Origin of the sequence: Geotalea uraniireducens Rf4 (assembly GCF_000016745.1) — a bacterium.
GTDB lineage: Bacteria > Desulfobacterota > Desulfuromonadia > Geobacterales > Geobacteraceae > Geotalea > Geotalea uraniireducens.
Genome location: NC_009483.1, coordinates 4512901 through 4524971, shown reverse-complemented (window position 1 = coordinate 4524971; position 12071 = coordinate 4512901). Strand labels below are relative to the sequence as shown.

Below are 12071 nucleotides of genomic sequence, written 5' to 3'. Positions count from 1 at the left end.
CTTGAACGGCAAATACGTGAAAGGAAGGTGTTAAAATGACGGAGATCATCTTGAAAAAACTCGGATTGAATCAGAGCGCAAAAGATTCGGTCGGGCTCCCCAAATCAAAAACAGTACAGGTTCTCAGTCGGATTCTCCATTGGAAGGAGAAAGCCGGAACCGTTCTGTACGGATTGCCCCTTGTCTTCGTCTTTTTTGCCGTCTGGGAAATCGCGCCGCTGACAGGGATCGTCAGTCCGATTTTTTTTCCCCCGTTTTCCAAGGCAATAATCGCCCTCAAGGGTTTGATCCTTTCAGGTGAATTGTTCGGCCATATCGGAGTGAGCCTGCAACGCGCGCTTACGGGATTTTTCCTGGCGGTGGTGGTCGCCGTTCCCCTGGGGTTCCTGATGGGAAGATACTCCCGGCTGGAGAAAATCGCCGACCTGATGATCCAGGGACTGCGCAATACCCCTCATTTCGCGTTACTCCCGGTGTTCATCATGGTCCTGGGTATCGGTGAGTCATCGAAGATTGCGATCACCTTCCTGGCAGCGGTCTGGTTTATCCTCATCAACACCATCAGCGGCGTGAAATGTGTGGATCCTCTCTATCTCAAGGCCGCAAAATCAATGGGTACCTCGGATACGGATCTGTTCATAAAGGTAATCTTGCCGGCAAGTATTCCTTCCATCGTTTCAGGTGCGCGTCTGGGGGTCAAATCCTCACTCATGGCGGTGATCGGCGCCGAAATGCTGGCAGCAAAATCGGGTTTGGGCTTTTTCATCCAGAACTCCCATTTAATGTACCGCATTCCGGAGATGTATGCGGGTATTCTGGCACTCGCAATTTTCGGCCTGTTAATCAATTACCTGCTCGTCTGGTTCGAAAAGTCTGCAACCCCCTGGAAAGCATCAACCCATTAGGCGCTTTAGCGCCAATCTCATGACAACATGTTGCCAGAAGAAGATTCGTTGGAGCGTAGGCGTCTCGCCTGCGTTGGCAGCTTCGCTGCCATGACAGGCAGGATGCCTATCCTCCTGTCGTCCCGAAGGGGTCGCTTTTCACGCTGGTTCCAGTTTTGCCGGCTAAGAAATGGTAACCAAGAAGAAAGGTAACTATTCAGCTTACTGCCAAAACCAATAACCCCACCTGTCCTCCCCTTAAGCTAAGGGGAGGGACGCAATGTTGTCGCTGTATCGGAAGTCCCAGACGAAGCCGATTTTCACGTCCCCCCTCTTAAGTTAAGAGGGGGACAGGGGGAGTTATTCATCGGTGCTGAATAATTTTACGAAGAACGTAGATGAGGAGTAACAGATGACCGATAAAAAATCAAAAAAGCCCTTGGTCATCGGCAGCTTTCTGCTGGTGACGATATTAGTGGTGGCCGGATATGCTCTGTCCGGTAAACCGAATCCCGCTGAGAAAAAAGTGCCTGTAATCCGCATCGGAAGCACAGCCCCGGGCCATCTGAAGTTTATTCTCAGCCAACAAAAGAGATTGTGGGACGAGGAATTTGCCAAGGATGGCATTAAGGTCGAGTACTATCCCTTTTCCGGCGGTGGACAGGAAGCCATGACAGCATTGGCTACCGGTGGTCTGGATGTGGCGTATACCGCATCGGATCCCGCCCTGCGCACAGCGGCATCGGGCGCTAATGTCAAGTTGATAGGCCTTTCCAGCTTTGGTAAAAACGGAGGCTCCGACATCGCCGTCAGGAAGGACTCTCCGATCAATTCGGTGAAGGACCTGAAGGGGAAAAAGGTTGCGTATTTAACTGGCACGGTACGGCACTCCACCATTGCCAAAGCCTTGAAGCATGAGGGTCTTTCCCTCAAGGATATCGATGGGCTCAATCTTGCCTTCGAAGCCTCCGGGCCAGCCTTGATGCGCGGAGATATCGATGCCGTCGTCGAGGGGAGGAATACTTTTACTCCCTTATTGGAAACCGGATCAATAAGGATTATCCACGATGGAAGAAGCCATCCCGAATGGTCCAGTCCTTCGGCTATTTCTGCCAACGGTGATTTTCTCAAAAAACATCAGTCCCTGATCAAGCGCCTCCTGAAGATCGACCTGGAGGCCGCCCGCTGGGCCGATGCACATCCGGCAGAGACCATAAAGATTTTCTCCGAGACGACCAAAAAGAAAGAAAGCGCCGTGCAAAGGGATTATCCGGACAATATGTTTTACCAGTATCCCCGAATTACGGGGAAAGCGATCGAAGCGTTTAAAGCCGAGGAGGCATTCCTCAAGGATGCCGGTCTTGCCAACGGCTCCGTCGACTACGTCAGCTGGATCGACAGCCGTCTCATCGATCAGGTGTATGCGGAATCGCCCGGGAAATAAACAAGCAGTCTTTGGTGTACGGAGAGATAAGAATGTCAGGTTGGCGCATCATGCTGTCATATATTTACCGGCACAGGCTTGTCTACTGTATCGCCGTCATCATCATCGCGACTTCAAGCCTCTTATCGGTATTCATTCCCAGGGTGCTTGGCCGCTTTGCCGACCGTTTGCAGCATGGCAACCTGAGTATCGAGGATACGGCTAGTTGTGCGGGGGTGCTGATCCTGCTCGGTCTCGGCAGGGTGACGGCGGCATGGACGGGGCGCACCCTTTCCCACCGCCGGGGGCGCATTCTCACCTATGACCTGCGCCGGGACCTGCTGCAAAAATGGGGGACCCTTTCACCTGCCTATTATCACGGCCACAGCACGGGCGAACTTTTGTCCCATGCCCTGAGCGATGTGGAGGTTATCCGGGAATTCGCCACCATGGGGATCAATCAGGCGGCAGCCGGCCTGACCATGCTGACGGCCGTGCTGTATATGATGGTGGTGCACGGAGACTGGAGGCTGACCGTTGTCGGTCTGGGGCCGCTCTTTATCATTCCGGTTCTGGTCAGATATCTTGGGCCCAAAATCAGAACGCAGTCCACCCATTGCCAGGAGGCACTGGGCTCCATGGCCCAGACCGTTGAAGAGGTCATCGGCGGCATCCGCGCTGTCAAAGCCTTCGGCAACGAACGGGTGGTTATCGGACAATTCGAACAGAAAGTGGATACCATCGTTGCGGAAAAAATCAGATTTGTCCGCAACTCTTCCCTCTTCGGCGCCCTCGTCCCCTTGATGGCCAATCTGGGTTTCATCGGCGTCCTCGGTTACGGCGGCTTCCTGACCATCACCAAGGTGATCACCATCGGGGACTATGTTGCCTTCACCTTATACATAGCCCTGCTCCGTAACCCGCTGGAGCACCTGGGGCAGGTGCTCAACGTCATTCAACGTGCAAGCGCATCCCTCAACAGGATCTCGGAGCTGATGCAGGTCGTGCCGGCAGTCCGTGACCGGCAAGGGGCTTTGCTCGACCGGCCGCTTCAGGGGACCTTGAGCGTGAACGGACTGACCTTCCGTTATCCGGGCACAGAGCGGGATGTCCTGACCGATATCTCCTTTCACGTGAAAAGGGGGAAGACCCTGGGCATTATCGGTCCCATGGGAAGCGGCAAGACCACCTTGGCCGACCTGCTCCTCAGGCTGTACGACCCGCCGGAGGGGACGGTTTTCATCGACGGCGCGGATATCCTTCAGTATCCACTGGCGCGGCTCCGGCAGGGGATGGCGTATGTGCCGCAGGACGGCTTTCTCTTTTCGACCACCCTCAATGAAAACATCGGCTTTTCAGATGAGGCGCCCGACTTGGAACGGGTAAAAAACGCCGCGAGAATTACCGCTGTTTACGAAAACATCGAGCGCTTTCCCGAGGGTTTTGCAACCGAGGTCGGTGAACGGGGGGTAAGGTTGTCCGGCGGTCAGAAGCAGCGCGTCGCCATAGCGCGGATAATTTACAAGGATGCGCCCATCCAGATACTTGATGACAGTCTGAGTGCCATAGACACGAATACGGAACGGCAGATCCTGAGAAATATGGGAGACAAGGGACGCCTGAAGGCGCGTTTGAGCTGCAAAGACAAAAAGACGACCATCATCATCTCCCATCGGCTGAGCTCGGTCCAGCAGGCGGACGAGATCCTGGTCCTCGACGAAGGGCGCATCGTGGAAAGGGGTGACCACGCCGGGCTGATCAAGGCGGGCGGCCCCTATGCCGGATTATGGCAGATGCAGGCCGGTCTGACGGAGGAAGGGTCACCCGGGCGACCCGGTTTGACGGATGATGAGGCTTTTATCCCGCCCGGTTTGACGGAAGGTTTGGCAGCCATGCAGGCCGGCTTGACAGAGGAGGTGGCATGAGCACTCAATTACAGTCACAGGGTGCTCTGCGCACCCTTTTGCCGTATATGCGGATCTATCGGGCGCGCCTTGCCCTGGTGCTCTGCCTGGTAATTACCGTGGTCCTCATCGACCTGGCGCAGCCTTATCTGGTCAAAGAGGCCATAGACCGCTATCTGGTGGTGCCGAACCCCAATGCCGAAGCCATTTTCTGGATGGCGGCAGGGTATCTCGGGATGTCGCTCCTCTCTTTCGGCCTGACCTATTACCAGGACATCCTCTTGCAGTACGCAGGTCAAGCCATTGTCAGGAGCATCCGAGTCGACCTGTTCAAGCATATTCAGAAACTCTCCCTGCGCTATTTCGATCAACATTCTGCGGGGAGCATCATCACCAATGTTGTCAACGACACGGAGTCCATCAACAATTTCTTTACCCAGTTCCTGCCGAACACGTTACGCGGCTGTCTTTCCCTGATCCTGATCATGTTTTTCATGCTCCGGCTGGATATTCCCATCGCACTCTACTGTTTTCTCCTGATCCCGATAGTTTTGATTATTTCTCTCTCCCTGAGAAGAATATTAAGCAAGACCTACCGGGAGATCCGGAGCCGCCTGTCGGCAACCATTGCCTTTCTTGCCGAGAACCTGACCGGGATGGCCATTGTCCAGATCTTCAATCAGGAGGCCAAACAGCAAAGGAAGTTCGACGAGAAGAACAAGGCCCTGCTGGACGCGACAATCTTCGAGAACCGGATCAACGTCCTCCTGAACAACCTCACCGAATTGGTGGGTGATCTGGGGGTGGCGGCACTGGTATGGTTCGGCGGCCGGGCGGTTATTCACGGGGCGGTCTCTTTCGGGGTGCTCTATGCGTTTGTCGGCTATGTGAGGCGGTTTTTCCAGCCGATCAACATAATCACCCAGCAATTCAACGTGCTGCAATCTTCCATTGTCGCCTCGGAACGGATCGCCCGGACCCTGCAGGAACAGCCGGAAATCAGGGAGCTGCCGGGAGCGTTGGCCCCGTCGGTGCATGGTCGGGTAAGGTTTGAACAGGTCTCACTCGCCTACCGGCCGGGACATCCCGTCCTCAACAAGATCCAGCTGGCGATTCAAGCCGGGGAACGGGTCGGTTTCGTCGGCGCGTCGGGCGCCGGCAAGTCATCGCTGATGAACCTGGTAACCAGGTTTTATGACGTAACCGCCGGGGTAGTGGTGATCGACGGTAAAGATGTCCGGGAATGGCCGCTTGATGCCTTGCGGCAGACGGTGGGCATAGTCCAGCAGGATGTCACCCTCTTTTCCGGGACCATCATCGACAATATCCGGTTTTTCCGGGAAGAGATCCCGGCGGAGCGGGTGAAAGAGGCCTGCCGCCTGATCGGCGCCGAGCCTTTCATCCTGAAGCAGCCGAAAGGGTATGACACCATGTTGTCGGAACGGGGGAGCACGCTGTCTTCGGGTGAACGGCAGCTCCTGTCATTTGCGCGCGTACTGGTGTTCGACCCGAAGATCCTGATCCTCGATGAAGCGACCGCCAGCCTGGACTCCAATACCGAGGCGGTATTGCAGGCGGCAATCCACCGGGTTTCGCAAGGGCGCACCCTGATGGTCATTGCCCACCGTCTATCCACGGTGCAGGAAATGGATGCCATCGTCGTGCTCGACCAGGGAAAGATCGTCGAAACCGGCAACCATCACGAGCTGTTGCAGCGACAGGGGTATTACTGGCGGCTGCACCAGTCGGGAATACTGCTGGAGGAAGCGGTATGAAGGGCTGCCACCCCATCATCTGCAAGAACTGCGCGCTTATGCTCGCCCGAATCGTCCATAAGCGACACTGGTGGTTCCCCATTGTACGGGAACCGCTTCTTTTGGGTATGCGCATCCTTGCCTGGAGACACCGCATCGACGCACGGAAACATGCGGTACGCAACCCGGAATGCAAAGGCTGCATCCGCTTCATGAAATCCGAGCTGGAGGAGAAGTCCGCAACCTTTCGCTTTCTCAACGACCGGATCGGCAATCGCTTCAGCAATCTGCGGAATGCGCGGCTCACCCAGGCGGAACTTGACGAGGCAAAACGCTTCGCCAGGGAAGCCGGTTTCTTTTCACCCCCACCTACTTTTTGACTTGACCATCATGTAAAATACATTATCTGCCGTTCCCAACAGATTACGGTTATCCTGGTGACCCACGACCTGCGGCTGGCGGGAAGGATCGCCGATTACCTCATCTACCTGGAGGGGGGACGGATTCTGGAGGAGGGACGGGGGGAGGAGATTCTCGCCCGCCCGCAAACAGCCGAGCTACGGCGCTTCCTGGCGGAGCCGGACGAAAAGGAGTCCTGAACCAGTGGAAAACGCAAAGATTATCAATCTGGAGTTGCTGGACCTGGCGCTCGCCTACGGCCTTGTTCTTTTGGCCATCGGCCTGGCGCGCCTGTCGCGCATCGGCCAGGAGGGGCAGATGTTGTGGGCTTCGGTGCGGATGGTGTTCCAGCTTCTCGCTGTGGGCTATCTTCTCCATCTCGTATTTGCCGTCCGGAGTCCCCTGGCGGTAATCGCCATCTGCTTGCCATGGCCGGCTTTTCGCTGCAAGTCATGGGTGGGCGGATCAGGCAGAAGATGCCGCATTTTTACCGGGTGGTGGGGACCTCCCTGTTCATCGGTTGCGGCGGGGTGACTTTCCTCTTCTGCGGCCTGGTGGTCGGTTATTCTCCCTGGTACGACCCCCGCTACCTGATACCCCTGGCGGGGATGATCATCGGCAACTCCATGAACGGCGCCAGCCTTGCAGCAGAGCGGCTCTCGGCAGAGATACATGAGCGGCGCGAGGAGATCGAAACCGAATTACCGGCGCGGTCGCAATCACCGCCTTTCTCATCCTCCTTCAAGGGTACCGCCATTATTTCACCGCCGCACATCAGCTCCGGGAGAGCCAGGGGTGAAAACCGCTGCAGGCTCAGGTTCGGCATATCAGCGTTCATCTCCATGAAGGGGGGGACGATCCTTAACCTTGGACATGATCCGGTCGAATGCCTCGCGGCTGCCTTGGGCGGCCAATGCGTCCAGATATTCCTCGGTAGCAAGCGCGGAAATCTTTTCCGCAAGTGCGGTAGCGACAAGCTGATTGACGGAAATGTGCTCGCTCTTGGCTAACTGCCTGGCCGATTTATGTAAATAATCGGGAAGTCTCAGACTCATGGTACTCATTTTACACCTCCATTATTCTTTATGAACCAGCCAGGGGTGACGGCCCGAACTCCAAACCGCTCAGCCCCCTCAAAGTCCTTGGTGTTATGCGTGACAATAAAAACTACACCGGCAGTAACAGCAACCTCCAGAACCATGTCATCATTCGGGTCTTTGAGACATGGGCGCCAAAGGTAATGAATTTTAGTGCGCTCAGCCTGATTTACCAGAAAACCAAGAAACGCCTTGATATCCGCTTGGGTTAATTGAAGTACATTCCGGTGTCTTGTCAGTACGTCTTCGTATTCCAAAACCAGCGTAACCGATATGCATGGGATTATTAAGCCGTCGCGTAACATAATCATAAGCGCGTTAGAAGCCCCGTTCGATGAATAAAGGGCGGCGTAAAGAATGTTCGTATCAATCACAACGCGAATCGGTTTCATGTTGGTATCGTATATGATATCTGGTAGTGTGTCAAGGAAGGGTGTGTTGTTTTCTGCCGAACAGCTCCGTGAGCCTCAGGGATGATGAGGCAGCACCGAGCTGAATGGGAGAATCCCGGAGGATTTCACCAAAGGGAAGAGAAGATAAGACCGTAGGTTATATGAGACATAAGCTACTTATATGGGTAACTTAGACCAGCAGCTGACTAATATGTTCGCTGAATAAAAACCTTTTGGATTGACGGCGACTCCTTAATAGTTTACACTTTCAAGTGTAAACTTCAACACAGGAGGCGCTCATGAAAGCTACAGCAAAAGATCTTAGATTTCATTCAAAGGAATTATTGGATACCGTCAACAGAGGTGAAGAAGTTGTTATTACCTATCGTGGCAAACCCTGCGCCAAACTTATCCCCTATTTGGGGGCAGGAAGGAAAGCCGCAAAAAATGAACTGTTTGGGATTTGGAAAGACAACGAAAGTACTCAAAACGTTGAAGAGTATGTCAGAAAATTAAGAAAAGGAAGATTCTAAATGGTGCTCATAGATACCGATGTTTTGATCTGGTACATGCGAGGCAATGAGAAGGCATATGATACAATTGAGAATTTGAACAGTTTTTCCATCTCTGTCGTCACCTATATGGAACTGGTCCAAGGGATGAAAAACAAAAAAGAACTAAACAGTCTTAGGCAAGCTCTTCATGGGTGGAATGCTCAAATTGTTTACATATCAGAGGAAATATCGGCTAAGGCGATGTTTTTCGTTGAACAGCATTTTCTAAGTCATTCCATCGAGATAGCTGATGCCTTGATAGGGGCTTCAGCTATTGCCTATGGTCTTCCACTCTTAACTGGGAATGACAAACACTATAAAGTCATGAATGATATCGAGGTTAAAAAGTTTTTCCCTTAGTTGTTGGACAAATGGGGCAATAACAGCGAACAACCGGCTGGTGCTGAGTTCGCTCCGCTCCCAGCACAGCCTATGACTGTTACAGGGAGGGGCAGACGATGGGGCCTGATGGTCAAGCCGAAGAAACGACGCCTTTCCTGAATCAAGAGACGGGCTTCCGTGCGAAGCCCTAAGTGAGAAAATGCAGCACAATCTGCTGCAATATTAAGATCTTGACAAAAGCATACATTAAATACATATTAAGATGCATAAAACATGCATACAGGGGAATGTTCATGAGAACTACGCTTAATATCGAAGATGCTCTGTTGGAAAAAGCTGCGAAATTGACTGGCATAACGGAAAAAACATCCCTTGTCAGGCTTGGGTTACAAGCACTTATTGCCAAGGAAAGCTCGAAGCGACTTGCCGGATTGGGTGGGACTGAAAAGAATTTGAAAATGATTCCTCGAAGAAGAACAGAGGGTATATAACATGATTCTTGTTGATACGTCGGTCTGGGTAGAACATTTACGATCCGGAACTATCGGACTTGATGCACTCTTAACTGATGGCCAGGTAGTTATTCACCCATTTGTTATTGGTGAACTGGCATGCGGAAACCTCAAAAATAGAACAGAAATACTCTCTCTTCTTCAGGACCTTCCTATGGCATCCTGCGCAGATGATGATGAGGTAATTGAATTCATTAACGATCACAAGCTTATGGGTAAAGGGCTCGGTTATATCGACATTCATTTGCTTATGTCTGCCCTGCTGACCAGAATACCCCTATGGACAATTGATAAACGGTTGCATGAGGCTTCGCTGTCACTACTGCCGACACATTGACGCCGTGGCACTGCACCGGCTAGTTTGTTTAAGAAAACGAGGCCGATTGAAAGCAATCGGCCTCGTTTCATTGCAGTGGGTTTACGTTTACAGCGGAAGTCGCAGCCGCCAACTGCTCATGACTGGTTGTCTTTCCCAACTAATTTAATTTAAAACCGCATGATTCCTCTTTAGCCTGCGAGTATTTGCCGGACGATATCATCATCTTGTTGAAATCGTTCCTTCCGGCTTGATACTCGCCAAGCATTGCATTCAACCTCCCCTGCATGTAGACACAATATTGCGTGCCATCCGCAGAATTCTTACACCGATTGTAGTCGAATCTCTGGGCTTCGATGTTTTCGTACAGGTCACGCAGTTTGACCGCCTGATTGCTTGCGGCAGTCAGATAGCTTGTATTACTTTCAGTACGTGACATTTTTCTCAGGCTCTCCAAGTCCTTGTGACAGACGTTCCAGTCTAGAGCCCATGACATGTTCGCTGTAAAAACTATGGCAATGATCAATAAGATACGAAACATATTGTTCACCTCCATTCTTTGTGAGCAGTGTTTGGCTGCTTGTAATAATTGTCGCTCGACAGTGGGATATGTCAATATGAAAAAACGATTAAAAAACAAATAGTTATGTCGTCTAGCAGTGCTTTTGTTCTATCTTTAAAGTAGTCCAAACATCCAATTATGTATCGGCCTGGCGGTGAGCTTGACGGTCTTCAAATTTCTCGCGAAACTGTCCTCGATGCATGCCCCTGGCGATTCTACACCGAAACGGTATATTCCTGCGTCCCGGAATCTTTCCGTCGTCTGCAAGAACTGCGCGCTCATGCTCGCCCCTATGGGTTGGTCCTCACCCCTGAACCGTACCCGATCAAGGTCAAAATGCCTCCCCAAAATGGGGGCCAAGGGCCTGAAGAACCGGGACTGACGCTCGTCTGATAAATATTTGTCTTGACATTTTCTATTTAAAAACATAGCCTATCAACTAACTATATTAATATTAGTTGACCAGAAAACTGGAGGCTAAGTTCCTATCTTATTGATAGAACTTGGCCTTTTTGTTTTTTGGCACCGGAATGCGCTGGTCTGGATGCTCAAACCGTCGCATCCGGCAAATCGATGGCGATATTCACTTGCCGAAAATTACCTGCCATAGGAGTCAGTATGCCTGTTCAACCCAATGCACAGAATATCAATCTGGCCACGCATCCATTCCGCTGGGCGATGCTGTTCGGGGTGTGGCTACTCTATTTCTCCTTCGGGTTGACCGTGTCGGGTATGGCGCCGCTGGTGCCGTTGATCGCGAAAGACCTGGGCATCAGCTATTCGGCAATCGGCGGGGTCATGGGCGCATGGCAACTCGTGTACATCTTTTCGGCCATGCCGTGCGGGGCGCTGCTCGGCAAGTACAGTCCGCGCTGGATGCTGTTCGCGGCGGCGATGACGATCGCTGCTTCGGGCCTTTTGCGCGGCTGCGCCACCGGAAACCTGTCACTGTTTATGGCCGTCGCCTTCTTCGGCATCGGCGGGCCGATGATATCGGTCGGCGCACCCAAGACGGTCAGCCAGTGGTTCGCGGGAAGGGAGCGCGGCATCTCGATGGGACTCTATGTCACGGGCTCGGCGCTTGGCAGCGTGACGGCGCTCTCGCTGACTCACAGCGTGATCCTGCCGCTCATGCACGGCAGCTGGCGAGCCACGGTATTTGCCTATTCCGGGTTCATCGTGGTGGCAAGCCTTGTCTGGCTGGCGATCACGGCTCACCCGGTGAGCCGGGCGGCCGACCACCTGTTTGCAGCAGGCCCGAAACAGTCGCAGCGCCAGGTATTCCGCGAATTGCTCGGGATCCGCACCGTGCGGATCATTCTGCTGATGAGCGTCGGCATGTTTTTCTACGGTCACGGTCTCGGCAACTGGCTGCCCGAGATCCTGCGCACCTCCGGAATGGTCCCCAGGACGGCAGGATTCTGGGCGTCCATACCGACAACGGTCGGTATATTCGCCTCGCTGCTGGTGCCGCGTTTTGCGATTCCCGAGCGGAGGCTTGCCCTGCTTGTCGTGCTCTTCGCGGCCGAATGCTGCGCAAGCATTCTGCTGCGCAATCCGCCCGGCATGCTGCTTGGGTCAGGCCTCGTGCTGCAGGGGATCGCCCGCGGCTCGATAACTACGATCGCCGTGTTGCTCCTGGTCGAGACGCCGGGAGTCGGCAGCCGCAACGCCGGCGCGGCGAGCGGCATGTTCTTCTCGGCAGCCGAGATCGGCGGGGTCACAGGCCCGCTGACGATTGGTGCGCTCTATGATGCGACGGGCGGCTTTAACGCGGCACTGGCCGCCCTGACGGCGATCACGATCGGCCTGATGTTCGGAGTCCTCGCACTGCGCAGAAATGAGCAGCGCGAACGCGCAACGGTTTTCTCTGTTGTGCCGTCAAGCGGGGCAGATTAGAGGCTTGAGGAAATCCATGAGATCAATGTCCCG

Annotated in this window: 14 protein-coding genes and 1 pseudogene; 12 read left to right on the top strand and 3 right to left on the bottom strand. The window is 53.5% G+C overall.

The window, feature by feature from the left end:
* The first annotated feature begins 35 nt into the window (after positions 1-35).
* The 7 genes and pseudogenes from GURA_RS19725 to GURA_RS25030 form a co-directional block, all read left to right on the top strand.
* The gene (locus tag GURA_RS19725) at positions 36-905 is read left to right on the top strand and encodes an ABC transporter permease (protein WP_011940670.1); all 870 of its coding nucleotides are present in this window, start codon (positions 36-38) and stop codon (positions 903-905) included.
* A 391-nt stretch (positions 906-1296) separates the two neighbouring features.
* Positions 1297-2328 carry an aliphatic sulfonate ABC transporter substrate-binding protein gene (locus GURA_RS19720; RefSeq protein ID WP_011940669.1) on the top strand — a complete coding sequence of 344 codons (1032 nt, stop codon included), beginning with the start codon at positions 1297-1299 and terminating at the stop codon, positions 2326-2328.
* Positions 2329-2360: 32 nt separating this feature from the next.
* Positions 2361-4232: an ABC transporter ATP-binding protein gene (locus tag GURA_RS19715; protein WP_011940668.1), complete on the top strand. Its 1872-nt coding sequence runs from the start codon at positions 2361-2363 to the stop codon at positions 4230-4232.
* Positions 4229-5986 (top strand): ABC transporter ATP-binding protein, encoded by a 1758-nt coding sequence (locus tag GURA_RS19710; RefSeq protein ID WP_011940667.1) that lies wholly within the window; start codon positions 4229-4231, stop codon positions 5984-5986. Before GURA_RS19715 ends, GURA_RS19710 begins: the two co-directional genes overlap by 4 nt.
* Positions 5983-6345 (top strand): hypothetical protein, encoded by a 363-nt coding sequence (locus tag GURA_RS19705; RefSeq protein ID WP_011940666.1) that lies wholly within the window; start codon positions 5983-5985, stop codon positions 6343-6345. The genes GURA_RS19710 and GURA_RS19705 overlap by 4 nt, the downstream gene beginning before the upstream one ends.
* 57 nt (positions 6346-6402) lie before the next feature.
* Positions 6403-6564, top strand: coding sequence for a hypothetical protein (locus tag GURA_RS24460; protein ID WP_011940665.1), 162 nt, complete (start codon positions 6403-6405; stop codon positions 6562-6564).
* Positions 6565-6568: 4 nt separating this feature from the next.
* A pseudogene (locus tag GURA_RS25030) lies at positions 6569-7008 on the top strand (ABC transporter permease); the annotation flags it as partial.
* A 183-nt stretch (positions 7009-7191) separates the two neighbouring features.
* Here the strand turns inward: GURA_RS25030 and GURA_RS25465 are convergent.
* Entirely contained in the window at positions 7192-7419 is a 228-nt protein-coding gene (locus GURA_RS25465) for a toxin-antitoxin system HicB family antitoxin (RefSeq protein WP_407639374.1), read from the bottom strand.
* 5 nt (positions 7420-7424) lie between these two features.
* On the bottom strand, positions 7425-7853 hold the full coding sequence (locus tag GURA_RS19690; protein ID WP_011940663.1) for a putative toxin-antitoxin system toxin component, PIN family: 429 nt from the start codon (positions 7851-7853) through the stop codon (positions 7425-7427).
* Between the two features lie 299 nt (positions 7854-8152).
* On the opposite strand from GURA_RS19690, the gene GURA_RS19685 reads away from it, so the two are divergent.
* The 4 genes from GURA_RS19685 to GURA_RS23755 all read left to right on the top strand — a co-directional run bounded on the left by GURA_RS19685 (position 8153) and on the right by GURA_RS23755 (position 9598).
* Positions 8153-8386 (top strand): type II toxin-antitoxin system Phd/YefM family antitoxin, encoded by a 234-nt coding sequence (locus tag GURA_RS19685; protein WP_011940662.1) that lies wholly within the window; start codon positions 8153-8155, stop codon positions 8384-8386.
* Complete coding sequence (locus tag GURA_RS19680; protein WP_011940661.1) at positions 8387-8767, top strand: type II toxin-antitoxin system VapC family toxin; 381 nt, start codon at positions 8387-8389, stop codon at positions 8765-8767. It abuts the gene before it with no gap.
* Between the two features lie 275 nt (positions 8768-9042).
* A complete protein-coding gene (locus tag GURA_RS19675; protein WP_041245571.1) occupies positions 9043-9240 on the top strand; it encodes a type II toxin-antitoxin system VapB family antitoxin in 198 nt (65 codons plus the stop codon).
* Between the two features lies 1 nt (position 9241).
* Positions 9242-9598: a type II toxin-antitoxin system VapC family toxin gene (locus tag GURA_RS23755; RefSeq protein WP_011940659.1), complete on the top strand. Its 357-nt coding sequence runs from the start codon at positions 9242-9244 to the stop codon at positions 9596-9598.
* A gap of 139 nt (positions 9599-9737) precedes the next feature.
* Here the strand turns inward: GURA_RS23755 and GURA_RS19665 are convergent, their stop codons facing one another.
* A complete protein-coding gene (locus tag GURA_RS19665) occupies positions 9738-10016 on the bottom strand; it encodes a hypothetical protein (protein ID WP_157046254.1) in 279 nt (92 codons plus the stop codon).
* 741 nt (positions 10017-10757) lie between these two features.
* Here GURA_RS19665 and GURA_RS19655 point away from each other — a divergent pair.
* The gene (locus tag GURA_RS19655) at positions 10758-12038 is read left to right on the top strand and encodes an MFS transporter (RefSeq protein ID WP_011940657.1); all 1281 of its coding nucleotides are present in this window, start codon (positions 10758-10760) and stop codon (positions 12036-12038) included.
* The last annotated feature ends 33 nt before the right edge of the window (positions 12039-12071 follow it).